At 67.2% G+C, this 26,032-nt stretch carries 30 protein-coding genes; 16 read left to right on the top strand and 14 right to left on the bottom strand.

The genetic code is table 11. The annotated features are described in order from the left end of the window. The first annotated feature begins 31 nt into the window (after positions 1-31). Both choW and choV read left to right on the top strand, forming a co-directional pair. Positions 32-880: a choline ABC transporter permease subunit gene (choW, locus tag FHD67_RS06230; RefSeq protein ID WP_045999052.1), complete on the top strand. Its 849-nt coding sequence runs from the start codon at positions 32-34 to the stop codon at positions 878-880. Further along, the gene (gene choV, locus FHD67_RS06225; RefSeq protein WP_045999051.1) at positions 877-1,881 is read left to right on the top strand and encodes a choline ABC transporter ATP-binding protein; all 1,005 of its coding nucleotides are present in this window, start codon (positions 877-879) and stop codon (positions 1,879-1,881) included. Before choW ends, choV begins: the two co-directional genes overlap by 4 nt. Here the strand turns inward: choV and FHD67_RS06220 are convergent. Continuing rightward, positions 1,878-2,747, bottom strand: a complete 870-nt coding sequence (locus FHD67_RS06220; protein WP_157020380.1) for an ABC transporter permease — start codon at positions 2,745-2,747, stop codon at positions 1,878-1,880. The two genes, choV and FHD67_RS06220, sit on opposite strands and share 4 nt — an antisense overlap. A 323-nt stretch (positions 2,748-3,070) precedes the next feature. Between FHD67_RS06220 and FHD67_RS06210 the strand changes: the two genes are divergently transcribed. The 3 genes from FHD67_RS06210 to FHD67_RS06200 all read left to right on the top strand — a co-directional run bounded on the left by FHD67_RS06210 (position 3,071) and on the right by FHD67_RS06200 (position 6,248). After that, positions 3,071-4,294 carry a KpsE/RkpR family capsule polysaccharide export protein gene (locus FHD67_RS06210; RefSeq protein WP_246071247.1) on the top strand — a complete coding sequence of 408 codons (1,224 nt, stop codon included), beginning with the start codon at positions 3,071-3,073 and terminating at the stop codon, positions 4,292-4,294. Then, complete coding sequence (locus FHD67_RS06205) at positions 4,291-4,959, top strand: ABC transporter ATP-binding protein (RefSeq protein ID WP_045981253.1); 669 nt, start codon at positions 4,291-4,293, stop codon at positions 4,957-4,959. Before FHD67_RS06210 ends, FHD67_RS06205 begins: the two co-directional genes overlap by 4 nt. Positions 4,960-5,072: 113 nt before the next feature. Beyond that, entirely contained in the window at positions 5,073-6,248 is a 1,176-nt protein-coding gene (locus FHD67_RS06200; RefSeq protein ID WP_139598189.1) for an NAD-dependent epimerase/dehydratase family protein, read from the top strand. Between the two features lie 36 nt (positions 6,249-6,284). Here the strand turns inward: FHD67_RS06200 and FHD67_RS06195 are convergent, their stop codons facing one another. Both FHD67_RS06195 and FHD67_RS06190 read right to left on the bottom strand, forming a co-directional pair. Continuing rightward, positions 6,285-7,100 carry an alpha/beta fold hydrolase gene (locus FHD67_RS06195; RefSeq protein ID WP_139598188.1) on the bottom strand — a complete coding sequence of 272 codons (816 nt, stop codon included), beginning with the start codon at positions 7,098-7,100 and terminating at the stop codon, positions 6,285-6,287. Positions 7,101-7,186: 86 nt separating this feature from the next. After that, entirely contained in the window at positions 7,187-7,570 is a 384-nt protein-coding gene (locus FHD67_RS06190) for a DUF2147 domain-containing protein (RefSeq protein WP_045999046.1), read from the bottom strand. Positions 7,571-7,705: 135 nt separating this feature from the next. Between FHD67_RS06190 and hisA the strand changes: the two genes are divergently transcribed. The 6 genes from hisA (at position 7,706) to aat (ending at position 12,184) form a co-directional block, all read left to right on the top strand. Beyond that, complete coding sequence (gene hisA / locus FHD67_RS06185) at positions 7,706-8,422, top strand: 1-(5-phosphoribosyl)-5-[(5-phosphoribosylamino)methylideneamino]imidazole-4-carboxamide isomerase (protein WP_045999045.1); 717 nt, start codon at positions 7,706-7,708, stop codon at positions 8,420-8,422. A gap of 84 nt (positions 8,423-8,506) precedes the next feature. Next, complete coding sequence (hisF, locus tag FHD67_RS06180) at positions 8,507-9,268, top strand: imidazole glycerol phosphate synthase subunit HisF (protein WP_139598187.1); 762 nt, start codon at positions 8,507-8,509, stop codon at positions 9,266-9,268. After that, positions 9,265-9,582 carry a phosphoribosyl-ATP diphosphatase gene (locus FHD67_RS06175; protein ID WP_139598186.1) on the top strand — a complete coding sequence of 106 codons (318 nt, stop codon included), beginning with the start codon at positions 9,265-9,267 and terminating at the stop codon, positions 9,580-9,582. The genes hisF and FHD67_RS06175 overlap by 4 nt, the downstream gene beginning before the upstream one ends. Positions 9,583-9,689: 107 nt before the next feature. Next, complete coding sequence (gene accB / locus FHD67_RS06170) at positions 9,690-10,208, top strand: acetyl-CoA carboxylase biotin carboxyl carrier protein (RefSeq protein ID WP_139598185.1); 519 nt, start codon at positions 9,690-9,692, stop codon at positions 10,206-10,208. A gap of 4 nt (positions 10,209-10,212) precedes the next feature. Continuing rightward, on the top strand, positions 10,213-11,559 hold the full coding sequence (accC, locus tag FHD67_RS06165; RefSeq protein WP_045981261.1) for an acetyl-CoA carboxylase biotin carboxylase subunit: 1,347 nt from the start codon (positions 10,213-10,215) through the stop codon (positions 11,557-11,559). Between the two features lie 7 nt (positions 11,560-11,566). Beyond that, positions 11,567-12,184: a leucyl/phenylalanyl-tRNA--protein transferase gene (gene aat, locus FHD67_RS06160; RefSeq protein ID WP_139598184.1), complete on the top strand. Its 618-nt coding sequence runs from the start codon at positions 11,567-11,569 to the stop codon at positions 12,182-12,184. Here aat and FHD67_RS06155 read toward each other — a convergent pair. The 5 genes from FHD67_RS06155 to FHD67_RS06135 form a co-directional block, all read right to left on the bottom strand. After that, positions 12,175-12,501, bottom strand: coding sequence for a DUF2155 domain-containing protein (locus FHD67_RS06155; protein ID WP_045999603.1), 327 nt, complete (start codon positions 12,499-12,501; stop codon positions 12,175-12,177). The genes aat and FHD67_RS06155 overlap by 10 nt on opposite strands. A 20-nt stretch (positions 12,502-12,521) precedes the next feature. Next, on the bottom strand, positions 12,522-12,998 hold the full coding sequence (gene mlaD, locus FHD67_RS06150; RefSeq protein ID WP_139598183.1) for an outer membrane lipid asymmetry maintenance protein MlaD: 477 nt from the start codon (positions 12,996-12,998) through the stop codon (positions 12,522-12,524). A gap of 1 nt (position 12,999) precedes the next feature. Next, a complete protein-coding gene (locus FHD67_RS06145; protein WP_045981265.1) occupies positions 13,000-13,374 on the bottom strand; it encodes an NADH:ubiquinone oxidoreductase subunit NDUFA12 in 375 nt (124 codons plus the stop codon). Positions 13,375-13,457: 83 nt separating this feature from the next. After that, positions 13,458-14,723 carry an ATP-dependent Clp protease ATP-binding subunit ClpX gene (gene clpX / locus FHD67_RS06140; RefSeq protein ID WP_139598182.1) on the bottom strand — a complete coding sequence of 422 codons (1,266 nt, stop codon included), beginning with the start codon at positions 14,721-14,723 and terminating at the stop codon, positions 13,458-13,460. A gap of 161 nt (positions 14,724-14,884) precedes the next feature. Beyond that, the gene (locus tag FHD67_RS06135; protein ID WP_139598181.1) at positions 14,885-15,517 is read right to left on the bottom strand and encodes an ATP-dependent Clp protease proteolytic subunit; all 633 of its coding nucleotides are present in this window, start codon (positions 15,515-15,517) and stop codon (positions 14,885-14,887) included. Between the two features lie 155 nt (positions 15,518-15,672). Here FHD67_RS06135 and pth point away from each other — a divergent pair, with 155 nt between their 5' ends. From pth to FHD67_RS06115, 4 genes are read left to right on the top strand one after another with little or no spacing between them, the layout of a single operon-like run. Then, positions 15,673-16,368: an aminoacyl-tRNA hydrolase gene (pth, locus tag FHD67_RS06130; protein ID WP_139598233.1), complete on the top strand. Its 696-nt coding sequence runs from the start codon at positions 15,673-15,675 to the stop codon at positions 16,366-16,368. Continuing rightward, a complete protein-coding gene (locus tag FHD67_RS06125) occupies positions 16,365-17,363 on the top strand; it encodes a DUF2332 domain-containing protein (RefSeq protein ID WP_139598180.1) in 999 nt (332 codons plus the stop codon). The genes pth and FHD67_RS06125 overlap by 4 nt, the downstream gene beginning before the upstream one ends. Before the next feature lie 48 nt (positions 17,364-17,411). Continuing rightward, the gene (locus tag FHD67_RS06120) at positions 17,412-17,786 is read left to right on the top strand and encodes a DUF2237 family protein (RefSeq protein ID WP_045999036.1); all 375 of its coding nucleotides are present in this window, start codon (positions 17,412-17,414) and stop codon (positions 17,784-17,786) included. Further along, complete coding sequence (locus tag FHD67_RS06115; RefSeq protein WP_045999035.1) at positions 17,776-18,375, top strand: DUF4893 domain-containing protein; 600 nt, start codon at positions 17,776-17,778, stop codon at positions 18,373-18,375. Before FHD67_RS06120 ends, FHD67_RS06115 begins: the two co-directional genes overlap by 11 nt. Here FHD67_RS06115 and trpB read toward each other — a convergent pair whose 3' ends face one another. After that, entirely contained in the window at positions 18,376-19,602 is a 1,227-nt protein-coding gene (trpB, locus tag FHD67_RS06110; RefSeq protein ID WP_139598179.1) for a tryptophan synthase subunit beta, read from the bottom strand. It abuts the gene before it with no gap. A gap of 212 nt (positions 19,603-19,814) precedes the next feature. On the opposite strand from trpB, the gene FHD67_RS06105 reads away from it, so the two are divergent. Further along, positions 19,815-20,522, top strand: coding sequence for a gamma-glutamylcyclotransferase (locus FHD67_RS06105; RefSeq protein WP_139598178.1), 708 nt, complete (start codon positions 19,815-19,817; stop codon positions 20,520-20,522). 42 nt (positions 20,523-20,564) lie between these two features. Here the strand turns inward: FHD67_RS06105 and FHD67_RS06100 are convergent, their stop codons facing one another. The 5 genes from FHD67_RS06100 to FHD67_RS06080 form a co-directional block, all read right to left on the bottom strand. After that, a complete protein-coding gene (locus FHD67_RS06100; protein WP_246071246.1) occupies positions 20,565-21,326 on the bottom strand; it encodes an SDR family NAD(P)-dependent oxidoreductase in 762 nt (253 codons plus the stop codon). After that, a complete protein-coding gene (locus FHD67_RS06095; protein ID WP_127898665.1) occupies positions 21,323-21,604 on the bottom strand; it encodes a hypothetical protein in 282 nt (93 codons plus the stop codon). The genes FHD67_RS06100 and FHD67_RS06095 overlap by 4 nt, the downstream gene beginning before the upstream one ends. Continuing rightward, positions 21,601-22,608: a phosphotransferase family protein gene (locus tag FHD67_RS06090; protein WP_139598177.1), complete on the bottom strand. Its 1,008-nt coding sequence runs from the start codon at positions 22,606-22,608 to the stop codon at positions 21,601-21,603. Before FHD67_RS06090 ends, FHD67_RS06095 begins: the two co-directional genes overlap by 4 nt. Beyond that, entirely contained in the window at positions 22,605-23,816 is a 1,212-nt protein-coding gene (locus FHD67_RS06085; protein ID WP_246071245.1) for an acyl-CoA dehydrogenase family protein, read from the bottom strand. The genes FHD67_RS06090 and FHD67_RS06085 overlap by 4 nt, the downstream gene beginning before the upstream one ends. Positions 23,817-23,914: 98 nt before the next feature. Further along, positions 23,915-25,858 (bottom strand): potassium transporter Kup, encoded by a 1,944-nt coding sequence (locus FHD67_RS06080; protein WP_139598176.1) that lies wholly within the window; start codon positions 25,856-25,858, stop codon positions 23,915-23,917. Between the last annotated feature and the right edge of the window lie 174 nt (positions 25,859-26,032).

The raw sequence follows: 26,032 nt of genomic DNA, 5'->3' as shown, positions 1-26,032 counted from the left end.
CGGGGCCCCCAACGTCATAGAGGGTGCAGGCATGGAACAGCTGACCGATTGGGTCACCGACACCAAGATCCCCGTGGGACGGACCGCAAAGACGGTCTTTGACTGGCTGAACGCCAATGCGGCCGGGCTGTTCGACGCGATCTCGACCGGGATGGAGGCGCTGATCGACGCCATCCTGACGGGGCTGGAGGCGCCGAACCCGTTCCTGTTCATCGCACTGGCCGTGGCGCTGACCTGGGCGCTGCAACGTCGGTTGGGCACCTGCCTGCTGGTGATGTTTGGGCTGCTGTTCGTGCTGAACCAGGGCTACTGGTCCGAGATGCTGCAGTCGCTGACGCTGGTCCTGTCGGCCTGCATCGTCTGCATGGCCGTGGGCGTGCCCATCGGCATCGCCTGCGCGCACCGGCCGCGGCTTTATGCCTGGATGCGCCCGGTCCTGGACCTGATGCAGACGCTGCCGACCTTCGTCTATCTGATCCCGGCGATCGTGTTCTTCGGCATCGGCATGGTGCCGGGCCTGCTGGCCACCGTGATCTTCGTGCTGCCCGCGCCGATCAGGCTGACGCAGCTGGGCATCGCCTCGACCCCGCCTGCACTGGTCGAGGCCGCGACCGCGTTCGGTGCCACCCCCCGCCAGCTGCTGTGGAAGGTGGAACTGCCAAGCGCCCTGCCCCAAATCATGGCCGGGCTGAACCAGACCATCATGCTGTCGCTGTCGATGGTCGTCATCGCCGCGCTGGTCGGCGCATCGGGGTTGGGCGTGCCGGTCGTGCGGGCACTGAACAGCGTCAACACCGCACTGGGCTTCGAATCGGGCATGGTGATCGTCGTCGTCGCCATCCTGCTGGACCGGATGCTGCGCATGGAGGGCCGCAAATGAACGCCGTCGAATTCGACCGGGTGTGCATCGTCTTTGGCGACCACCCCGACCGTGCCCTGCCCCTGATGGACGAGGGTCTGGACCGCGGCCCCATCAAGACCGAAACCGGACAGGTGCTGGGCGTCCATGATTGCAGCCTGTCGGTGGCCGATGGAGAGATCCTGGTCCTGATGGGCCTGTCGGGATCGGGCAAATCCACGCTGCTGCGGGCGGTGAACGCGTTGAACCCCGTCTGCCGTGGAGAGGTCCGCATCAAGCGCGGCGGTCAGATGGTCAGCGTGACCGCAGCCGGCAGCCGGGCGCTGCGCGACATCCGCCTGCGCGACGTGGCGATGGTGTTCCAGGCCTTCGGCCTGCTGCCATGGCGCACGGTGCGCGACAATGTCGGCCTAGGGCTGGAACTGGCGGGCATGTCGCAGGCCGAACGGCGCAGCAAGATAGAGGGCCATCTGGCGACCGTGGGCCTGTCGGAGTGGGCCGACCGCAAGGTCGGAGAGCTGTCCGGCGGCATGCAGCAGCGCGTGGGCCTGGCCCGCGCCTTTGCGACCGAGGCACCGATCCTGCTGATGGACGAACCGTTCAGCGCGCTGGACCCGCTGATCCGCGCCCGCCTGCAGGACGAACTGCTGGAGTTGCAGGCCAAGACCGGGCGAACCATCATCTTCGTCAGCCATGACTTGGATGAGGCCTTCAAGCTCGGCAACCGCATCGCGTTGATGGAGGGCGGACGCATCGTGCAGATCGGAACCGCCAGAGAGATCATCGCCAACCCGATCAACGACTATGTCGCGGATTTCGTGGCGCACATGAACCCGCTTGGCGTGCTGACCGCCGAGGACGTGGCCGAACCCGGCACCGCTGAGGGAGAGCCCGTGCCCCGCGACATGCCGGTGCGCGCGGTCATGGGCCTCTTGGCGGATCGCACGGCCCTGCCCGTGCAGGGCGGCGGGCGCATCACGCAGGCCGCGGTCCTGGCGCGCCTGATCGACCCGCGGGGCTAGCTGTTCTGAAGGTCGCGGTGGTACCGGACCAGCAGCGCCAGCCCCAGGGCGAACAGACCCAGCCCCAGCCCGAAGACATAGGTATAGCTGACGTATTCGCCGGCATATTGCGGATAGAACGACCGCCGCATCTGTCCGATGACATGGATCAGCGGGTTCCACCACAGCCAGTCCTGATAGGGCTGGGGCACATCGTCGAACATGAAGAAGATGCACGAGAGCAGGAAGAACGGCTTCATGAAGATCGCCCACAGGGGCTGCCACCAACTGACCGCCTCGAACAGGAAGCAGTTCATGACGCCGATGGCGGCACCCGTCAGGATCATCATCGCCAGGCCGATCGCGATCAGGTCCATCTGCGGGTCGGTCCGGGTCTCCGACGTCATCATGATCGCCGTGAAGATCACCGTGGCCACCATCACCTGGGTGATCGCGTTGAAGGCGATCCGTGCCAGCAGTGCGTCCATGAAGGTCACCGCCGGATAGCTGAGAAGCGCCATCGAATAGCGCACAGAGGACGCGACCTTGTTCGAGATGTCCATGTATCCCAGGAACGGCACCATCCCGGTGGCATAGAACATCGCAAAGCTTGTCCCGATCGGCGGCAGCGCGAAGGTGACCGAAAAAATCAGCGTCAGCAGCATGATCCCGCCCGCAGGTTCCGCGACCGCCCAGAAATACCCCCCCGAGGCGCGGCCGTTGCTGGTCTGGACCTCGCGCAGGATCAGCGCCGTGATGGCGCGCAGGCTGGCGAAGCTGCGGTGCTTTCGCACCTCCTTGAGGACGCGCGGGCCCTGCGCCGCGGTCTTGCGCTGCGGCAGGGGGGCGGCGGGCGGGCCGTGTCGGGGCGTGGTGGACTGGGACATGCGGATCACGGATGGCGCCGGGGGCGCGTTTGCGCTGCTCACGATCCTGGCAACGGATCGGTGCTGGAACTGTTCTGCGCGCTTATGTATGACGGCGCCAGCAAGATCAACAAGGCAGGCGGGGTAAGCGCATGTCCGCCCAGGATTCCAACTCCGGTCCCCACAGGAACACGCCCCTCGGTGCCACCGCACCGCAGGAAGGCCCCCAGGGCCCCGCACAGGGTCAGGGGGCAACCCAGGGTCAGGCAGGACAGGGTCAACCGCTGCGGCCCCAGGGGCCGGGCGCAGGTCAGCCCCGTCCGCAGGGCCAGCAGGGTGGCCAGATGGTCCATCGCCCCGGTCAGGGCGCAGGCCAGCAGGTGATCCGCCCCGGCCAGCACAATCCGCAGATGCAGGCCCGCATCCAGGCCGCCATGCAGCAGCCCGTTCTGCCCCCGGCCGGTCCGGCGCGCCTGCATCGGCGCCATTACGGCATGGCCATCAGCTTTGTCCTGATGGTGATCATTCCTGTCCTCCTCAGCGCCGTGTACATCTATACGCGCGCATCGGACCAGTACGCGTCCTATGTCGGCTTCTCGGTCCGCAGCGAATCCGCGCCCAGCCCGGCGGACGTTCTGGGTGGGCTGGGGTCTCTGGTGGGGGTCACGTCCAGTTCGACCAGCGACACCGACATCCTCTACAAGTTCATCCAGAGCCGTGACCTGGTCGAACGGGTCAATGCCCGCATCGACCTGCGCGAGGTCTGGTCCAAGGCGCCGGGCGATCCGATCTTCGGCTTCAACGGCGGGCCGTCGCTGGAGGACCTGGTCGAGGAATGGGAGCGGAAGGTCCGCATCCATTACGATTCCGGGATGATCGACCTGCGCATCCTGGCCTTCGACCCTGTGGACGCCCAGACCATCGCCAACGCGATCCTGGAAGAGGGCGGCATCCTGATCAACCGTCTGAACGACATCGCCCGCGAGGATGCCCTGCGCTATGCCCGCGACGAGCTGGATCGGGCGCAGGATCGCCTGCGCGAGGCCCGCCAGGAGGTGACCGAGTTCCGCAACCGCTATCAGCTGGTGGACCCGGTGGCCGACGTACAGGGTCAGATCGGAGTCGTCACATCGCTGCAGCAACAACTGGCAGAACAGCTGGTCGGCCTGGGCCTGCTGCAGGCGAACGCGCAGCCCGAGGACCCGCGGATCGGCCAGGCCGAACTGCGCATCCAGGTCATCCGCGACCAGATCGAGGCCGAGCGCCAGAAGTTCGGGTCGACCGGCGGCGAGGAGGCCCTGTCCGATGTCGTGGGCCAGTTCGAGATCCTGACCGTCGACCGGCAGTTCGCGGAGGCCACCTATACCGCGGCCCTTGCCGGCTTCGAGACCGCGCGGGCCGAGGCCGTGCGCCAGTCGCGCTATCTGGCACCGTACATCCGCCCGACGCTTGCACAGGAGGCCGAGTTCCCCGAACGCGCAAAGCTGCTGCTGATGATCGCAGGGTTCCTGACGGTGCTGTGGGTGATCGGCAGCCTGATCTTCTACAGCCTGCGCGACCGGCGATGATCTATCTGCAGAACCTCTGCAAGACCTACACGCTGAACGGCAAGCACAAGGTGGTGGCCGACGACATCACCGCGATCTTTCCGTCCGGCGTGTCGGTCGCGCTGCTGGGGCGCAACGGCGCGGGCAAGTCGTCGCTGCTGCGGATGATCTCGGGGGCCATGCTGCCGTCGTCGGGCAAGGTGCTGTCCACGGGGACGATCAGCTGGCCGGTGGGCTTTGCCGGTTCGTTCAGCGGAGAGCTGACGGGAGAGCAGAACTGCCGCTTTGTCGCGCGCATCTATGGCGTGGACACCGAGGAGCTGCTGTACTTCGTCCAGGATTTCGCCGAACTGGGCGATCACTTCAAGCTGCCGATCCGCACCTATTCCTCGGGGATGCGGTCCCGCCTGGCCTTCGGCCTGTCGATGGCGGTGCCCTTCGACACCTACCTGGTCGACGAGGTCTCGGCCGTGGGAGACGCGGCCTTCCGCACCAAGTCCAACCGCGTCTTCAACGAACGCATGTCGAATGCCGGGGCCATCGTGGTCGCGCATTCGATGGGAATGCTGCGCGAGACCTGTCACGCAGGGGCGGTCCTGGAACAGGGCAAGCTGACCTTCTATCCCGACCTGGAAGACGCCATCGCGGCGCATATGGTCAACATGCAGCAGGCCCAGACAGGCTAATTGCCGCCGGTTTCATGACACCCGGATGACGCAATCCCTGTGGGGGTGGCGCTTGCATGCGCGCATAGATATTGATTTGAATGAATTCAGCGCATCATTCGGCAAGGCATATCATGAAGATCATCGTTCTGGGCGGAGACGGTTTCTGCGGCTGGCCCACGGCCCTGCACCTGTCCGCCCGCGGTCACGACGTCGTGATCGTCGACAACCTCTCGCGCCGCAAGATCGATGTGGAGCTTGAGGTCGCCTCCCTGACGCCGATCCGCCCTCTTGGCGAGCGCGTCCGTGCCTGGGCCGAGGTGACCGGCAACCACATCCGGACAGAGGATCTGACCGTCGGTCAGGATTACGACCGGCTGCTGGCGCTGTTGGAGCGTGAACGGCCCGATGCGATCGTGCATTTCGCCGAACAGCGTGCGGCGCCCTATTCCATGAAATCGGCCCGCCACAAGCGGTACACCGTGAACAACAACCTGAACGCGACGCATGACGTGCTGGCCGCGATCGTCGAATCGGGACAGGACATCCACCTGGTGCACCTTGGCACGATGGGCGTCTACGGCTATGGCACCGCCGGCATGAAGATCCCCGAAGGTTATCTGGACGTGACCGTGCAGACCGCGCAGGGACCCCATGACCAGCAGATCCTGTACCCGGCCAATCCGGGCAGCATCTATCACATGACCAAGACCCAGGATGCGCTGTTCTTCTTCTACTACAACAAGAACGACGGCCTGAGGATCACCGACCTGCATCAGGGCATCGTCTGGGGCACGCAGACGGCCGAAACGCAGATGGACGAACGGTTGATCAACCGCTTCGATTACGATGGCGACTATGGGACGGTGCTGAACCGTTTCCTGATGCAGGCGGCCATCGGCTATCCGATGACCGTGCACGGAACGGGTGGCCAGACGCGTGCCTTCATCCACATTCAGGACACCTGCCGCTGCATCGAACTGGCCATCGCGAACCCGCCCAAGCGCGGCGACCGGGTGCAGATCCTGAACCAGATGACCGAGACGCACCGCGTCCGCGACCTGGCGCAGATGATCTCGGACCGCACGGGGACCGAGGTCGCGTTCCAGAAGAACCCCCGCAACGAGGCTGACGAGAACGACCTGCATGTCGTCAACGACAGCTTTCTCCGGTTGGGCCTGCAGCCGATCACCCTGGCCGAGGGTCTGCTGTCAGAGGTCCGTGACATCGCCCGCAAATACTCCGACCGCTGCGACCGCGACAAGATCCCCTGCGTGTCTCAGTGGCGTGCGGCGCAGGCGGCAGAATAAGCGACAGGGGGCGGACGGTCCGCCCCCTGCCCCCGATCATGCCAGAAACGCCTTGAGGTCGTCCAGCAGACGCTCGCCATGCGTGGCGGCCAGTCCGTGCGGGGCGTTGTCGTATTCGATCAGTTTTGCGCTCGGGACCATCTTGGCCATCCGGTGCGCGGTGGCGGCGATGGGCACGATCTTGTCTGCCGTGCCATGCACGACCAGCGTGGGCAGGTTGATCTGCGCCACGTCCGCGGTGAAATCGGTCATCCCGAACGCTGTCACGCATTCGATCGTGGCGCGCGGGCTGGCCATCATCGCCATGCCCTGCGTCCAGTCCAAAACGGCCTGACTGACGCCGCCCAGAAGGCCCTGGCCATAGAATTGCTTGGCGAAATCCTGCAGGAAGGCCGGACGGTCCTTGCGCAGCCCGTCGCGCATTCCCTCGAACAGGTCGGCCGGGGCACCGTCGGGATTGGCGTCGGATTTCAGCAGCCCCGGCGCGACCGACGAGATGAACCCCAACCGGCTGGCCCCCTTTGCGCCGTGGCGCGAGACATAGCGGGCGACCTCTCCGCCGCCCATGGAAAAGCCAATGATGGCCGCGTCGGTCAGTTCCAGCTCGTCGATCACCGCGGCCAGATCGTCCGACAGCGTGTCGTATTCATAGCCGTTCCACGGCTGTTCGGACCGCCCGAATCCGCGGCGGTCATAGCTGACGACGCGATAGCCCGCCTCGGCCAGGCCCAGGGCCTGCGTCTCCCAGCTGTCTGCGGTCAGCGGCCAGCCATGGATCAGGACGACCGGGCGGCCCTGCCCCCAGTCCTTGACGTAAAGCTGCGTGCCATCCTTCGCGGAAATCATCGGCATGGTGCGTTCCTTGATTGCTGTTTCGCCCAGGGAACGCGTCGGGGCCGCGGCAGGTTCGCCCGGCCCCGATCACTGTTCTGTTGGTGCTACTGCACCCGCACCCAGGTCTGGCTGCTGCACAGCAGGCCACCGGCGATGCAGCCCGACAGGCTCATCCGGTCGCCCGCGACCGAGGCCTTGCCGGCATAGATCTTGTCGTTGGACGGCCGCCAGACGCGACCCGCATAGTTGCCGCCGCCCTGGGGTGCCATGTCGATGACGATCTGGCGGCCCAGGTTGGGCGACTGGTATTCGGCCGTGTCGCGATAGGTCCGGGTGATCGTTCCGCAGAACGCGCCGCCGCAGGGCGCGACGGTGACATGGGCGAACGCGCCCTCGTCGGGCTGGGTCTGCCAGACCCCTTCGATCGGGTCGGCGCTGGCCGCCCCTGCAGCCAGCGCGAACGTGGCGGCCAGAATGATGTGACGCATGGGTCCCTCCTCCTCAGGGTGCGACCAGATTGCGCGGGCCGCCCCCGTCCGGGCAAGCATGACGTCAGGTCCCTTGCCGTTCCCGCCCGCCCCGTGGCAAAGGGGGCGCAACCCTTGAGACCGGAGCGTGCCGCCATGATCCTCTATCCCGCCATCGACCTGAAGGACGGCAACTGCGTGCGCCTGCTGCGCGGCGACATGGAGGCCGCAACCGTCTTCGGCACCGATCCCGCGGCTCAGGCCCGTGCGTTCCAGGATGCGGGTGCCGAATGGCTGCACCTGGTCGATCTGAACGGCGCCTTCGAGGGCAAGCCCGTGAATGCCGCGGCGGTCGAGGCGATCCTTGCGGCCACCGACATCCCCACCCAGCTGGGCGGCGGCATCCGTGACATGGCGACGATCGAATCCTGGCTGGACCGCGGCCTGACCCGCGTGATCCTGGGCACCGTCGCGGTCGAGAATCCCGACCTGGTGCGCGAGGCCGCCGACGCCTTTCCCGGCCGCATCGCGGTCGGTATCGACGCCCGCGCAGGCAAGGTCGCGACGCGGGGCTGGGCCACGGAAACCGACGTGAACGCCACCGACCTGGCCCGCCGGTTCCAGGACGTGGGCGTCGCCGCAATCATCTATACGGACATCGACCGTGACGGTGCGATGGGCGGCCCCAACATCCACGCGACCGAGGCGCTGGCCCGCGCCGTCACGATTCCCGTGATCGCATCCGGTGGGGTCTCGTCGCTGGCCGACCTAAAGGCGCTTGACGACACCAAGGTGATCGCGGGCGCGATCTCGGGGCGCGCGCTTTACGACGGCGCGCTGGACCTGCGCCAGGCGCTGGCCGCGCTGGCCTGACACGGGCGGGCGCGGACCACTGGTCCCGCCCCCGCCGCTGCGCTAGAACCCAAGGCTTACCAGCCCCAGCCAAAGGCCCCGACGATGCTCAAGACCCGGATCATTCCCTGCCTGGACGTCGCCGACGGGCGCGTGGTCAAGGGCGTGAACTTCGTCGACCTGGTCGATGCCGGCGACCCGGTCGAGGCCGCACGCGCCTATGACGCCGCCGGCGCAGACGAGATATGCTTTCTGGACATTCATGCCACCCATGAAAATCGCGGCACGATGTTCGATCTGGTGACCCGGACGGCGGAACAATGCTTTGTCCCGCTGACCGTGGGCGGTGGCGTGCGCACGCATAACGACGTGCGGGCGCTGCTGCTGGCTGGGGCCGACAAGGTCAGCTTCAATTCCGCGGCCGTGGCCGACCCGGATGTGGTGGCCGCCGCCGCCGACCGGTTCGGCAGCCAGTGCATCGTCGTGGCGATCGACGCAAAAACCGTGGAAGACGGCCGGTGGGAGATTTTCACCCATGGCGGCCGCAAGCCCACCGGCATCGACGCGGTGGCGTTCGCGCGATTGGTCGAAGCCAAGGGCGCAGGAGAGATCCTGCTGACCTCGATGGACCGGGACGGGACGCGGTCGGGGTTCAACCTGCCCCTGACGCGGGCCATCGCCGATGCGGTGAACGTTCCGGTCATCGCATCCGGCGGCGTCGGCACGCTGGACCACCTGGTCGAGGGCGTGACCGAAGGTCATGCCAGCGCCGTTCTGGCCGCCAGCATCTTCCATTTCGGCACGCATACCATTGCCGAGGCCAAGGCCCACATGGCCGCCGCCGGCATTCCCATGAGGCTGACATGACCGCCCTGCACCGCCTGGCCGCGACCGTCCAGAACCGCAAGACCGCCGACCCCGACAGCAGCTGGACCGCCAGACTGCTGGCCAAGGGCCCCGAGAAATGTGCCGAGAAGTTCGGCGAGGAGGCCGTCGAGGCGATCATCGAGGCGGTCAAGGGCGACCGTGCCCGCCTGACCGCCGAGGCCGCCGACGTGATGTTCCACCTGCTGGTCATGCTGGCCGCCCGCGACATCACGCTGGAGGACGTCGAGGCGGAGCTGACGCGGCGCGAAGGCACCTCTGGCCTTGCGGAAAAGGCCGCGCGCCCCGGCGCCTGAGCGCGCAAAGCGCGACGGGACCCTTCCCCTTGGGCAGGCACAGGGGCTATAAGCCCTGCAATCGCCGCGCGTGGACGCGGCCCGACCAGAACACGTCAGAGGATGGCATGAGCAACGATTCCCACCACGACAAGCATCACGAGGGCGACGTGGCCTTCATCCGCTCGCTGGCCGAGCTGCTGAACTCCAGCGAGCTGAACGAGATCCAGGTCAAGCGCGAATACGGCGAGCATGACCGCCTGACGGTCAGCCTGACCAAGCAGGGTAAGCAGGTCGTCTATGCCCAGAGCCCCGCGGCGCCCTCCGCCCCGGCACCGCAGGCATCCGCCCCGGCGCCCGCCGCGGCCACTGCGCCCGCCCCTGCCGCCGCCAGCGCCGATCCGGCCAGCCTGCCCGGCGCCGTGACATCGCCCATGGTGGGCACCGCCTATCTGTCGGCTGAACCAGGCGCCGCGGCCTTTGTCACCGTCGGTCAGACCGTGGCCGAGGGCGACACGCTGATGATCGTCGAAGCCATGAAGACGATGAACCACATTCCCGCGCCCCGCGCGGGCACGGTGCGCCGCATACTGGTCGATGACGGCAATCCGGTCGAATTCGGCACCCCCCTGATGATCGTCGAGTAAGCCCATGTTCGACAAGATCCTTATCGCCAACCGGGGCGAGATTGCGCTGCGCGTGATCCGCGCCTGCCGCGAGATGGGCATCGCATCGGTCGCGGTCCATTCGACCGCCGACGCCGATGCGATGCATGTCCGCATGGCAGACGAATCGGTCTGCATCGGTCCGCCGTCCTCGGCCCAGTCCTATCTGTCGATGCCAGCGCTGATCTCGGCCTGCGAGATCACGGGTGCGCAGGCGATCCACCCAGGCTACGGCTTCCTGTCCGAGAATGCGGGTTTCGTGCAGATGCTGGAAGATCACGGCATCACCTTCATCGGTCCGCGTGCCGAACACATCCGCATCATGGGCGACAAGATCACCGCCAAGGACACGATGAAGGCGCTTGGCGTCCCCTGCGTGCCCGGCAGCGACGGTGGCGTGAACGACGTGGAACAGGCCAAGGCGGTCGCGGCCCAGATCGGCTATCCGGTCATCATCAAGGCCACGGCGGGCGGCGGCGGTCGTGGCATGAAGGTCGCCGAAAACGAGGCGGGCCTTGAGGTCGCCTTCCGCACCGCGCGGTCCGAGGCCAAGGCAGCCTTCGGCAACCCCGACGTCTATCTGGAGAAATACCTCCAGCGCCCGCGCCACATCGAGATCCAGGTCTTCGGTGACGGCAAGGGCCGCGCCGTGCATCTGGGCGAACGCGACTGCTCGCTGCAGCGCCGCCACCAGAAGGTGCTGGAGGAGGCCCCCGGCCCCGCCATCACCGCCGAACAGCGCGCCCGGATCGGAAAAGTCTGCGCCGATGCCGTCGCCAAGATCGGCTATTCCGGCGCCGGCACGATCGAATTCCTGTTCGAGGACGGAGAGTTCTACTTCATCGAGATGAACACCCGCCTGCAGGTGGAACATCCGGTGACCGAGGCGATCTTCGGGGTCGACCTGGTGCGCCAGCAGATCCGCGTCGCTGCCGGCCTGCCGATGGAGTTCCACCAGGAGGACCTGGTGATCAACGGCCATTCGATCGAGGTGCGCATCAACGCCGAGAAGGTGCCCAGCTTCTCTCCCTGCCCCGGCAAGATCACCCAGTATCACGCCCCGGGCGGTCTGGGCGTGCGGATGGATTCGGCGCTGTATCAGGGCTATTCGATCCCGCCCTATTACGACAGCCTGATCGGCAAGCTGATCGTTCACGGTCGGGACCGGGACGAGGCGCTGGCCCGTCTGTCGCGCGCCTTGGGCGAACTGATCGTGGACGGGGTCGACACGACCGTGCCGCTGTTCCGTGATCTGCTGGCGGAACCGGACATCCAGTCGGGGAACTACTCGATCCACTGGCTGGAACGCTGGCTGGCCCGGCATTACGCGTAAGGGCCCGATGCTGACGCCTGCGCAGCTGCTGACCGGTTATGCGCGCGGCGTTTTTCCGATGGCCGAAAGCGCGGATGACGACCGCCTGTACTGGTTCGACCCCCCGATGCGGGGGGTCCTGCCGGTGGGGGGCGTCCATGTCGCGCGCTCTCTGCGGCGAGACCTGCGGCGTGGTGGATGGTCCGCACATCTGGACGGCGATTTCGCAACCGTGGTCGCCGCCTGTGCCGACCGCGAAACGACGTGGATCAACGCTCCGCTGGCGGACCTGTATCAGGCGCTGCACGGCGCGGGCCATGCGCATGCCATCGAGATCCGCCATGACGGGGCCTTCGCGGGCGGTCTGTTCGGCGTGACCCTTGGGGGGGCGTTTTTCGGCGAATCCATGGTTTCGGCCCGCGAAAACGGATCGCGGATGGCGCTGTGGTGGCTGTCGACGCACCTGAAGCGATGCGGCTTCACCTTGTTCGACACGCAGTTCCTGACGCCGCATCTTGCCCGGATGGGTGGGATCGAAATTCCGCGCAAGACCTATCACACGCGGCTGACCGCGGCTCTCCGCCGCAAGGCCGACATCCGTGCGGCGCCCATGCCCTCAGCCGAGATGCTGGCCGCTCAGCCCTGACAGGACATGACCCAGACATCGTAGCGCGCGTCATCCAGCGCCGACAGCGCGGGCGAGCTGGCGATCATCCAGCCGCTGAAGACCGTCGCGTTCTGCCGCAGGTCGGTGATGGTCAGCTGCGCGAAGGCGTCCGAGCTGGGATCGCCTGCAGGATAGCGGCATTCGCCCAGCCTGATCTCCAACCGCCCGTAACGGACGGCCTGACCGATCTGAAGCGGCAGGTCCGTCGTCCGCCCCGACACCTTGTCCAGACCCCGCAGCATCGCGCCCGATGCGCGTACGGTGTCCTGCGCGGCCAAGGGTGTTGCCATCAGCATCAGGCAAAGCGCCGTGCGAATCACGGCGCGGACCCGTCAGCCGATTGGCTGTCGACGAATTTCAGCATCAGCTGCAGCAAACTGACCGCGCCCTGCACATCCTCGATCTCGTCCCCTGGGGCAAGATTGTCCATCGCTCCGCCAGGCTGCAGCTGGATGTACGCGCCGCCCAGCAGGCCGTCGGACTGGATCAGTGCGGCGCTGTCCGTGGGCAGCGCGATGTCGTCTGGGATCGTCAGGACCGCATCGGCCAGATAGGTCTGCGGGTTCAACCGGACCTCACTGACGCGGCCGATACGAACACCGGCCAACCGGACCTCTGTCCCGACCGCGACCCCGTCGACATCCGGAAAAGATGCGATCAGCGGATAACCCGATCCGCCGCCCCACTGCCCCTGCGCCGCCCAAGCAAGAAAACCCGCGGCGACCGCAAGGACGACGCCACCCGCGATCAGTTCGGCCCGCGCCTCGGTCCCATGGGCAATGTCGGCGGACATGCTATTCCGGGCGCCACGCGTCATAATCGCTGCGCACCGCAGGTGCCGCGCGATACAGTGATCCGGCCGGCACATAGGCGCCCGGCGTGCCGGTCAGGTTGGCTTGGTGCGGCTGTTCCCACGCCTTGCGCGGGACGGCCAGTTCGGTCGGCGCCTCGTTCCAGGTGTGGTGCAGCCAGCCGTGCCATTCTGGCGAAATCTGACTGGCCTCGGATTCGGATTTATAGATGACCCAACGGCGCTTGCCGTCCTTGGTCTTGTAGAAGATGTTTCCGGCCGCGTCCTCGCCGACCTTGACGCCGTTGCGCCAAGTCCAGAACTGAGTGTTCAGCGTCTGGCTGTTCCACCAGGTCAGAAAGCGCAGCAGGAACGACATCGGCAGGACCCTCAACGATCAGTTTTGCCCTTGGGATATGCCCCAGTTTAAGCGCAAGGTCCAGCCTTGCGCGGACGCCCCGATCACCCGGCCGAGGCGGTTTCCTTCTTGGGATCGACATGGATCAGCAGGGGCTTGACGGTGGGGTTGTCCACGGCCTCGTCGTTGACCACGACCTCCTGAACGCTGTCCAGTCCGGGCAGTTCGAACATGGTGTCCAGCAGAATCTCCTCCATGATCGACCGCAGGCCGCGGGCACCGGTCTTGCGCTTGATCGCGCGCTTGGCGATGGCGGTCAACGCGTCGTCGGTGAAGGTCAGCTGAACGCCTTCCAGGTCGAACAGGCGCTGGTACTGCTTGACCAGGGCGTTCTTCGGCTTGGTCAGGATGATGATCAGCGCCTCCTCGTCCAGGTCGGTCAGGGTCGCGATGACCGGCAGACGTCCGACGAATTCCGGGATCAGGCCGAACTTCAGCAGATCCTCGGGCTCCAGTTCCTTGAACAGCTCGCCGACGCCCTGATCACCCGTTTCCTTGACCGAGGCGCCAAAGCCCATCGCCGTGCCCTTGTTGCGCTGTGCGATGATGCGGTCCAGACCGGCAAATGCGCCGCCGCAGATGAACAGGATGTTGGTCGTGTCGACCTGCAGGAACTCCTGCTGGGGATGCTTGCGCCCGCCCTGCGGGGGAACCGAGGCGACCGTACCCTCCATGATCTTCAGCAAGGCCTGCTGCACGCCCTCGCCGGACACGTCACGGGTGATGGACGGGTTGTCCGACTTGCGGGTGATCTTGTCGACCTCGTCGATATAGACGATGCCGCGCTGTGCCCGCTCGACGTTGTATTCGGACGACTGCAGCAGCTTCAGGATGATGTTCTCGACATCCTCGCCGACATAGCCCGCCTCGGTCAGCGTGGTCGCGTCCGCCATCGTGAAGGGCACGTCCAGAATGCGCGCCAAGGTCTGCGCCAACAGCGTCTTGCCGCAACCGGTCGGCCCGATCAGCAGGATGTTCGACTTGGCCAGCTCGATGTCGGTCTTGGAGCCGTGGTTCAGACGCTTGTAATGGTTGTGCACGGCCACGGACAGCACGCGCTTGGCATGCTCCTGCCCGATGACGTAATCATCCAGCACACCGCAAATCTCCCGCGGGGTGGGCACGCCGTCGCCGGACTTCAGACCGCTGGTCTTGGTCTCTTCGCGGATGATGTCCATGCACAGTTCGACGCATTCGTCGCAGATGAACACGGTCGGTCCCGCAATCAGCTTGCGGACCTCGTGCTGGCTCTTGCCGCAGAAGCTGCAATAGAGCGTGTTCTTGCTGTCGCTGCCGGACTGGTTCGCCATCGTCCATTTCCTTGACTGCCGTCCCGCAAGGACGCGGGGCGGGCGACGGCGGGATCGGGTTTCCGCGCGCCGCATCTTCGGGTTTCCGCGGCGGATCGGCCGCCGCGGGTCATTCACGCCATGTTACGGGCCAGTCCGGCCCGTCACAATCCCCATCAAAGCTATTTCTTCTCCGGGATGGCCTTGCCGCGCGGAGCCACGACCTCGTCGATCAGGCCCCAGTCCTTCGCCTCGTCCGCGGTCATGAAGCGGTCGCGCTCCAGCGCCTCCTCGACCTCGGTCAGAGATTTGCCGGTGTGATGGACATAGATCTCGTTCAGGCGACGCTTCAGCTTTTCGGTTTCGCGCGCATGGATCAGGATGTCGGTGGCCTGGCCCTGGTATCCGCCCGATGGCTGGTGGACCATCACGCGGCTGTTCGGCAGCGAATAGCGCAGCCCCGGCTCTCCGGCCGCCAGAAGAAGCGAGCCCATGCTGGCCGCCTGCCCCACCACCAGCGTCGAGACGCGCGGCTTGATGTACTGCATGGTGTCATAGATCGACAGACCCGAGGTCACGACACCGCCGGGGCTGTTGATATACATGCTGATATCCTTGGACGGGTTCTCCGCCTCAAGGAACAGCAACTGCGCGCAGATCAGCGTCGACATCCCGTCATGGACGGGGCCCGAGACGAAGATGATGCGCTCCTTCAGTAGACGCGAGAAGATGTCATAGGCCCGTTCCCCGCGCGAGGTCTGTTCGACCACCATCGGCACCAGGGTGTTCATGTAGAATTCTGCCGGATCGCTCATCTTCTGTCCTTGCCTGTTCGCCCCTGTCCCCGCGATTCGACCGGGCACTTGTCCCTGTCTTACCCGCGAAGTGTTGACAGAGTCTTAGTAACGGGCAAGGACAGCCGCAAGGGATGGAACGCAAATCGCCCCCGGCGGGCGGACAGGAGGCAGCCGTGAAGCTGATCGTGGGGCTGGGCAATCCCGGCGCGAAATATGCGGCCAATCGTCACAACATCGGGTTTCTGGCCTTGGACCGGATCGCCGCGGACCACGATTTCACCCCGTGGCGCGCCCGGTTTCAAGGCATGGCCGCAGACGGCCGCCTTGGCGACATGCGCGTCACGCTGCTCAAGCCCCAGACCTTCATGAACCTGTCCGGCCAGTCCGTCGGAGAGGCCGCGCGCTATCTGAAGCTGCCGCCCGCCGACGTCATCGTGCTGCATGACGAACTGGACCTGGCGCCCGGCAAGTGCCGCGTCAAGCAGGGCGGCGGGCATGCGGGCCACAACGGGCTGCGCTCGATCCACCAGCATATCGGCGCGGAATACGGACGGGTGCGGCTTGGCATCGGGCATCCGGGGCACAAGGACAAGGTCGCGTCCTATGTGCTGTCCGACTTTGCCAAGGCAGAGCAGGACTGGCTGGACGACCTGTTGCGCGGCATCTCGGACGGCGCCCCGGCGCTGGCGGCCGGCGATGGCGGCCGGTTCCAGAACGCGGTGGCGAACCGCACCGCACCGGCACGCAACAGCGGGACCGAGGCCCCAGCCCCGAAACCCGCACGACCGCCCGCGCCGAAACCGGACCCCGCGCCCCAGCCCGTCACCCTGACCGACCGCCTGCGCGCGCTGAGCGACCGGTTCAAATGACGGTCGCCGCGGCCTTTGCCCATCAGGCCCGCGCCTGTGCCGCGCTTGGCTCACCGCTGACGGCACAGCTGTGTCGGACCCTGCCCCAGGTTCTGGCCGCCGGACCGGTCGCCGACCGCGTGCTGGGCTGGACGGGCGATCCGTCGACCGCGGCGGATTCGCTGCCCCTGCGCCTGTGCGGGGCGCTGCATGCGCTGGTGTTGACCGGGCAGGCCCCTGACCTTGCACGCGCTTATGACGGCGGCGTTGTGGACCCGGCCCTGCTGCGCCGCGTGCTGGACGATCATGCGGAAACCATCCTGTCATGGCTGGACAGCCCCCCGCAGACGAACGAGGTCGCCCGGTCCGCGGCCCTGATCGGCGCCGCACGGTTCCTCAGCGCGCTGTCACCCCTGCCGCTGCGGCTGCTGGAGCTGGGGGCGTCGGCCGGATTGAACCTGAATTTCGACCGCTATCACCTGGGTACGGGGGAAACCGGCGTGGTGCTGACACCCGAATGGCGGGGCGCGATGGCGCAGGGGTCGGTGACGGTTGCCAGCCGTCGCGGGGTCGACCTGAACCCGCTGGACCCGGATCGCGACGGGCTGAGGCTGATGGCCTATTGCTGGGCCGATCAGCATGACCGCATGGCGCGCCTGCGGGCGGCGCTGGACCTGGCCCGGCGGGACCCGCCGCAGGTCGACCGTGGCGATGCGGGTGCCTGGCTGGCCGACCGGTTGGCCAAGCCGGTGCCGGACCGGCTGACGCTGGTCTATCACACCGTCGCGGCCCAGTATTTTCCACCCGCGACGGCGCAGGCCTGCACGGACGCACTCTCCCACGCAGGCCGGACCGCGACCCCGTCGGCCCCCGTGGCCCATCTGCGGATGGAGGCCGATGGTGGCGAGGGCGCGGCGCTGGACCTGACGCTGTGGGACGGCACCCGGCGCGACTGGTCGCTTGGCCGCGCGGATTTTCATGGGCGCTGGACCGACTGGCAGCCGAAGCAGTTGTGACTTTCCCCGGCGCCCGGCTGCGCCTAGGCTGGGCGCAAAGGAGACCCCATGGACGCTTCGATCAATGTGCTGGGCGGCGTCTTGCAGCCCTGTTCGACCAAGCCGATGACCGGATTCTTTCGCAACGGCTGCTGCGACACCGGGCCCGAGGACCGGGGCAGTCACACGGTCTGCGTGATCCTGACCGACGAATTCCTGGCGATGTCGCGCTATCTGGGCAATGACCTGACGACCCCGCGGCCGGAATACGGCTTTGCGGGGCTGAAGGCCGGCCAGCGCTGGTGCCTGTGCGCCAGCCGCTTTCTGCAGGCGGCACAGGAATTCGCCGCGCCGACCGTGGTGCTGGAATCCACGCACAAACGCGCGCTGGAGATCGTGCCGCTGGAACTGTTGAAGCGCCATGCCGGGACCGATGCGGACTAGGACGGCGATCCTGATCGCGGCGCTGGCCGCGACACCCGCCGCGGCCTTCGGCCCCGACCTTGCACCCATCATCCGCGCCGAAGACCGCATCCGGCTGGAGCAGGTCGATGCGGTGGCCGGACGCACGCTGAGGGGCGCCCTTGCGCAGGGAACCCCGGACGATCTGGCCGTGCTGATGCAGGGTCTGGCAGGCCGCCCCCTGCCCGCCGATCAGGTCGCGGCCCTGCTGCCCGGCGACTGGTCATGCCGGATGCTGAAGCTGGGCGGCGGGTTGCCTCTGGTCGTCTATCAGCCGTTCCGCTGTCGCATCGACACCGACGGCGGGTTCGTGAAACTGAGCGGCTCACAGCGGATGCAGGGCATGATCGGCGATCTGGACGGGGCACAGGCCTATCTGGGCACAGGCTACATCGCCGGCGATACCGCCCCGCCCTATGCCGACCTGCCCGACAGCATCGACCCCGCGGCCACGCCGCAGCGCGTCCCCGAGGTCGGCATGGTCGAGGTCGTCAGCCCGACCCGGGCACGCATCCTGATGCCCCTGCCGATGCTGGAATCGGACCTGAACATCCTGCTGCTGACGCGCTGATCAGGTCTTCAGGTCCTGACCCAGATGCTTAGCGACGGTGAAGATGTCCTTGTCGCCTCGCCCGCACATGTTCATCACGATGATGTGGTCGGCGGGCAGGTCCGGCGCGATCTTGATGACATGCGCCAGCGCATGGCTGGGCTCCAGCGCGGGAATGATGCCTTCCAGCGCGCAGCACAGCTGGAACGCGCCAAGCGCCTCGTCGTCCGTGATGCTGACATATTCGGCGCGGCCGATGTCCTTCAGCCAGGCGTGTTCCGGCCCGATGCCCGGATAGTCCAGGCCCGCGCTGATCGAATGACCCTCCAGGATCTGGCCGTCATCGTCCTGCAGCAGATACGTGCGGTTCCCGTGCAGGACGCCGGCGCGGCCGCCCGACAGGCTGGCGCAATGCTCCATCCGGTCGTCCACGCCCTTGCCACCGGCCTCGACGCCGATGATGCGCACGTCCTTGTCGTTCAGGAACGGATAGAACAGGCCCATCGCGTTCGACCCGCCGCCGATGGCCGCGATGATCGTGTCGGGCAGGCGCCCCTCGCGCGGCATGATCTGCTCGCGGACCTCCTTGCCGATGATCGACTGGAAATCGCGCACCATCGCCGGATAGGGATGGGGCCCCGCAACCGTGCCGATGCAATAGAACGTATCGCGCACGTTGGTCACCCAATCGCGCAGCGCGTCGTTCATCGCGTCCTTCAGCGTGCCGCGCCCCGACGTGACCGGGATCACCTCGGCCCCCAGCAGGCGCATGCGGAAGACGTTGGGCGACTGGCGTTCCACGTCATGCGCGCCCATGTAGACCACGCATTTCAGGCCGAACCGCGCGCAGACGGTGGCCGTCGCGACCCCGTGCTGGCCCGCGCCGGTTTCCGCGATGATGCGCGTCTTGCCCATGCGGATCGCCAGCAGGATCTGGCCCAGCACATTGTTGATCTTGTGCGCGCCGGTGTGGTTCAGCTCGTCGCGCTTCATGTAGATCTTGGCGCCGCCCAGGTGCTGGGTCATGCGTTCCGCGAAATAGAGCGGGCTGGGCCGGCCGACGTAATGCGTCCACAGGTCGTCCATCTGCGCCCAGAAGGACGGGTCGGTCTTGGCGCGTTCGTATTCCGCCTCCAGGTCCAGGATCAGCGGCATCAGCGTCTCGGACACGAAGCGGCCGCCATAGATGCCAAAGCGCCCCTGATCGTCGGGGCCGGAGGTAAAGCTGTTCAGCAGATCGTCGGCCATGGGATGCGCCTTTGGGTTATTTGCGTGTCTGGGCAACCGGAATGCCCCTTGCCCCCGTTCTAGCCGCCATCGCGCGCAGGGTGAAGCCCGTGCAGGCAGGCGGCCCGCGAAACCGCCCGATTTGCGCGCGACGTCGTGACGCGGACAGGTTTGGCGGTTGACGCCTGGCGGATGACGGTCAAAACCTGCGCCAGACACGCCACACCGGAGGGATGATGCCCAAGGCCCGCACCCTGTCGTTGAGCGATCACCACGTCGCCAGCGTCGCCCCCGCCGAGGGGCTGCTTTACAACCCCGCCTGGCGGATGCTGGAGGATGGCGACCTGGACGCGTTGGCCGTGCGGCTGATGCAGGGGCGGACGGGCCCGATACCGATCTTCGCCTATGGGTCGCTGATCTGGAATCCGGGCTTTGCGGTGCAGGACCGCCGCCGCGCCACGGCGATCGGCTGGCACCGTGATTTTTCGCTGACGCTGGACCATTTCCGCGGCACGCCAGAACGGCCCGGCCTGATGCTCGCGCTGGCATCGGGCGGCACCTGCGACGGGCTGGTGCTGGACATCGCCGAAGGGACCGAGGTCGAATCCATGCGCGCCATCCTGCGCCGCGAACTGGTCGCGCACGAGCTGGCCGCGAATGCCTGCTGGATCCAGGTGCGCACCGATCGCGGGGTCGAATCCGCGCTGACCTTCTATGCCGATCCGGTCGACGCCCCCGTGGCGCGCCTTCCGGTCGAGGAGCAGGCGCGGCTGCTGGCGACCGCTGCAGGCGCTGCGGGCTCGGGCGCCGAATACCTGCTGCGCACCGCGCGCGGACTGGCCGAATGGGGCATCGAGGACGATTACATCTGGACGTTGCAGCACCTGGTCGCCGAACGGATCGAGGCCGAGGCGGGCTTTGTGCCCCCGACTGGCCGCTAGCCCATTCCGCGCCCCTTGCACCGGTGGGCGTGGGGATTGCGTCTATAGCGGGGACAGCAGGTGGCCGCCATCGGCCACCAGGACCGATCCGGTCATGAACGCCCCCGCGTCAGAGGCAAGCAGCAGCAGCGGCCCGGCCAGATCGGCGGCCTGCCCCAACCGCCGCTGCGGAATGCGGCGGATCTGGGCCTGGCCATGCTCGGTGGCAAAGAAATTGCGGTTGATGTCGGTCTCGACATAGCCGGGGGCCAGTGCGTTTACGCGGATGCCATGGCGCGCCCATTCCAGGGCGTGCTGTTTGGTCAGCTGGATCAGTGCGGCCTTGGACGTGGCATAGGCGGAGACCCCCGCCCCCTGCCGCAGCCCCAGGATCGAGGCGACATTGACGATGGCCCCGCGCCGCCCAGCCTCGACCAGCCTTGCGGCCACCGCCACCGACATCCGCCGTACCCCGTCCAGATTGACGCCCATCACCCGCGCCCAGTCCTGGTCGGACTGTTCCAGCGACGCACCGGGAATGGCGATGCCGCTGTTGTTCACCAGCAGGTCGACCGGGGTGCCGGCCCAGGCCTCGGCCCCGTCTACGGCGCGGCGCACGCTGTCCGGATCGGTCACGTCCAACGCGGTGACATGCGCATCGGTCAGCTGCCGCGCCAGCACCTGCATGGCCTCCACCCGCCGCGCGGCCAGGACCACCCGCGCGCCGGCATCCGACAGCACGCGCGCGAATTCCGCGCCAAGCGCGCCCGATGCCCCGGTCACCAGCGCCACGCGCCCGTCCAGGCGGAAACGATCCATGCTCATGCGGGCTCCTCGGCGGTGGTGGGGTCGGCGATCCAGGCGCGCAGCCGGGCGGCCGCCAGCAGGCGGGCATGCAGGTCGGCGTCATGGTCATGCGCACCCGCCCGGATCGCTGCCACATCGGCGGTCACGTCCTGCGACGGGCGGGCCAGCTCTCGCTGCGCCATGGCAAGGGCATTGGCAGCCAGCAGTGCGTGGTATCGTGCATCCGGCCCGCCAGGGGCGATGTCCCGGCGCAGGGTCGCCTCGGCCTCCGCGATCAGGTCCAGTGCGTCGCTCATGCGGCCTCCGGCGCGGTCATCTGCAGCAGGCGGTATTCCAGCGTGTCGGAGATGCGCCCCGTCAGCGCCAGATGCAGCGAACGTTCGGCCCCGCTGTCGTGGCGGTCGCCCTGCTGCAGGGCGATCACGGCCCACCTGATATGGGCCATGACCTCCCACCACCGCACGCGGCCGGGTTCGGGGACAATGCCACCGGCGGCGGCATAGCCCGACAGGACGGCCTCGCGGCTGGCGATGCCGCCACCGTCCAGATCGGGGCGCGAGAACCGCCAGCATTCCGCGCAGAACCACCCCAGATCGCAGGCCGGGTCCGACCAGGCGGCGAATTCCCAGTCCAGAACTGCCGTCAGCCCATCAGCATCGACCAGAAAATTTCCGGTGCGGAAATCCTGATGTGTCAGGGTCACCCTGTCGGGCGCCGGCGCGTGGCGCTCGGTCCAACGCAGCGCCCATTCCAGGCCCGGTCGCGGCGCGGGCCGCGCATCCAGCCAGCCGCGCAGCCCCGCCACCGCCTGCAGGGCCGGATCGGCGGGGCGCGGCCCCAGGACCCTTGCCAGCGCCGGGCCGGGATCGATCCTGTGGATCAGCGCCAGCTGGCGGCCCAGGTCGCGGCCCAAGGCCTCGCGGTCGCCGCCCAGGCTGGCGTCGCGCACGACCTTGGGGCCATAGCCCGTGCCGCCCACCCAGGCCATCGCCGCGAAGGGCGCGCCGATGACCGAGGCGTCATCGCAGAAGCCCAGGGGTTCGGGCACGCGCACGCCCGCGCGGTGGGCCGCGGCGATGATCGCATATTCCTCTGCCCGAGACCGGCTGGCGGCGATGGTCGCGGGGGCGTCGCGGCGGATCACCAGGCGGCGCGACATCCCGTCCGCCGTGACCGTCACCGCCCAGTTCTCCTGGATCGCGCCGCCAGACAGCTTGTCCGCGGCGGTGACCCGCGCGCCGGGCAGGTCCAGCGTCGCCGCCAGCCACGCGTCAAGTGCAGCGTTATCCGTCAGGCTCATGCGCCCCAGCCCCAGAAGTCGTCCCCCTCGCGCGCATAGGCATCGGCCAGCACCATCCGGTGCACCTCGGAGGCGCCATCGACCAGCCGCGCCTGCCGGGCATAGCGATAGATCCATTCCAGCACCGTGTCGCGGCTGTATCCCCGCGCGCCGTTCAGCTGGATGGCCACGTCGGCGGCCTGATGCAGCGTGTCGGCGACATGCAGCTTGGCCATCGACACCTCCTTGCGGGCATGGCTGCCCTGATCCAGCGCCCAGGCCGCATTCATCGTCAGCAGCCGCCCGATCTGAATGTTCAGCGCCACGCCGCCCAGCATCAGCCGCACCGATTCCCGGTCGGCCAGCCGGATGCCGAAGCCCTCGCGCGCATCGACATAGGCCTGCGCCTCGGCCATCGCGCGCTTGGCCAGGCCCAGCCAGCGCATGCAGTGGGTCAGCCGCGCGGTGCCAAGCCGGATCTGCGTGACCTTCAGCCCGTCGCCCACGCCCATCAGGCGGTTCTCGTCGGGGATCTCCAGCCCGTCGAACTCCAGCTCGCAATGGCCGCCATGCTCCTCAGGGCCCATGATGGCGATGCGGCGCAGGATCTTCCAGCCGGGCTGGTCGCGATGGAACAGGAACGCCGTCAGATGGCGGCGCTTTTCGTCGGGATTGGGGTCGGTGCGCGCGATCAGGATGAAATGCGCCGCCCCCTCGGCCCCGGTGATGAACCACTTGCGACCCGTCACGCGCCAGACATCGCCATGCCGCACCGCCGTCGTGCCGATCATGCCGGGGTCGGACCCGCCACCCGGCGCGGGTTCGGTCATCACGAAGGATGATCGCACCTCGCCCGCGACCAGCGGCGCCAGCCAGCGCGCCTGCTGATCGGGGGTGCCGACGCGGGCCAGGATGTCCATGTTCCCGTCATCGGGGGCCGCGCAGTTGAAGACCGCGGGCCCGAAGATCGAGCGGTTCGCCTCCTCGTACATCACCGCGCGGCCGGTGACAGGCAGGCCCATGCCGCCCAGGGCCTGCGGCACCTGCGGGCACCACAGACCCGCCGCCCGCGCACGCGCGCGCAGCGCCTGCAGGGGCGCATCGGCAATGTTGTCATGATCGTCCCAGTTGGCGCGGTCGGCCTCGACCGGCAGGATATGGGTATCAACGAAATCACGGGTACGGCGGCGGATGTCCTCCAACCGGGGGTCCAGGGTGAAATCGATCATGTCAGTCCTCTCCTCGCGCCATCCGCGTCCTGCCGGGGCCCACCATCCACCAGCCTCCGCGCGATGTCGATGCCGGGCGATCCAGACCCGGCGCCGCGTCAGATCAGCAGTTGCTGACCCAGGACGATCACGCGGCTGCTGGGTAGATGATAGAAGTCGGTGGCGTTCGCAGCGGATTTGGACAGGGACACGAAAAGCGTCTCCTGCCAGGCGGGCAGTTCGCGCGTCTTGCCGGGGCGGAACGTGCGGCGGCTGAGGAAGAAGGACGTCGACATGATGTCGAAGCGCACGCCTTCCTTGCGGGCCAGGGTCAGAGCCTTGGGAAGGTTCGTCTCCTCCATGTAGCCGAAGCACATGTCGATCCGGATGAAGCGGTCGGACAGGCGCGTCACCGTCAGGCGATCGTTGTCGGCGACATAGGGGCGCGTCGCCACGGTCACGCAGACGATGATGTTCGTCTCGTGCAGGACATGGTTGTGCTTGAGGTTGTGCAGCAGCGCGGCCGGCGCGATATCGGGTTCCGCGGTCAGGAAGACGGCGGTGCCGGGCACCTCGACCAGCCGGTCAGACCGGGCCAGCATCTCTATCAGCGCGGCCGTGGGGGTGGCGCTGCGCCGGGCCTGGGCCTGGACGTGGCGGGTGCCGCGGATCCAGGTCCACATCAGCACGATCATCACGGCGGCCATCATGATCGGCACCCAGCCCCCGTTCGGGATCTTGATCGCGTTCGATCCCAGGAACAGCAGTTCCAGCGCCAGCAGCGGCGTGACCACCACGGCGACCAGCATCAGGGGCCAGCGCCAGACCCGCAGGAACACGACCGAGGCCAGGATGGTGGTGATGACCATGTCCCCCGTCACCGCGATGCCGTAGGCCGCGGCCAGGTCCGAGGACGACCCGAACACCACCACCAGGACGACCACGCCGATGGCCAGGATCGCGTTGATCTTGGGCAGGTAGATCTGCCCTTCCTGGGTCTCGGAGGTGTGCAGGATCTCCAGCCGGGGCAGCAGGTTCATGCGCACCGCCTGCTTGATCATCGAGAACGCGCCCGAGATGACCGCCTGGCTGGCGATGACCGTGGCCATCGTTGCCAGGATCACCAGGAGCAGCAGCGCCCAGGGCGGCGCCATCAGGAAGAACGGGTTCGTCACCCGGTCGGGATGAGCCAGGATCATCGCCCCCTGCCCCAAATAGCTGAGCGTCAGGGCGGGCCAGACCAGCAGCACCCAGGCCATGCGGATCGGGCGACGCCCGAAATGGCCCATGTCGGCATAAAGCGCCTCTCCTCCGGTGACGGCCAGGAAGACCGATCCCAAGACGATCAGCGAGGCCAGCTTGTTCGTGACCAGGAACGCCCCGGCATGCACGGGGCTGAGCGCGCGCAGGATCGACCAGTCGTCGCCGATATGGGACAGCCCCATCACCGCCATGACGACGAACCAAGTGACCATGATCGGCCCGAACAGGATCGACACCGCCCCCGTGCCCCACCGCTGGACGATGAACAGCCCGGTGATGATGGCCAGCGTGACGGGCACCACGTAGGGGCCGAAGGCGGGGGCCACGATGGTCAGCCCCTCGACCGCGGACAGGACCGACATGGCGGGTGTGATGATCGCGTCCCCGAAGAACAGCGATATGCCGATCATTCCCAGCACCATCAGCCAGACGGGCCGCTTGCCAAGTGCCTGCTGGATCAGGGTCACCAGGCTCAGCGTGCCGCCCTCGCCCCGGTTGTCGGCGCGCATGATCAGGGCCACGTACTTGAAGCTGACGATCGAGATCAGCGTCCAGATCAGCAGCGAGATCACCCCCACCACATCATCCGGCGACAGCCCGTCGCGCGACGCGGCGTGCAGCGATTCGCGCATCGCATAGATCGGAGAGGTTCCGATGTCGCCATAGACGACCCCGATCGCCCCCAGGACCAGCCCGCCCAGATTGCTGGAACCATGCTGCCCCGCGGTGGGAAGATCGGACAGGTGCGCCGATGCGGCGGCAGGTTGCGCCGGACCGTCGGGGGTGACGTGATCGCTCATGTGTCGACAACTCTCTTGGCAGCGCCGTGGCCTGCAGGCGCTGCCGCCTCTAGCAGGCACGCGTCGCATTGAGAAGAACGGCCCGCGTTCATCTGACATCCACGAAGGCGATCACGTCAAACCCTAGCCCGGCAAGACCGGCACCATGCGTGCCGCCTGCCCATCGTTCAATCA

It is taken from the genome of Paracoccus haeundaensis, assembly GCF_006239215.1.
Lineage (GTDB): Bacteria > Pseudomonadota > Alphaproteobacteria > Rhodobacterales > Rhodobacteraceae > Paracoccus > Paracoccus marcusii.
The sequence above is the reverse complement of the archived record's forward strand: the minus strand, read 5'-3'. Positions and strand labels throughout refer to the sequence as shown.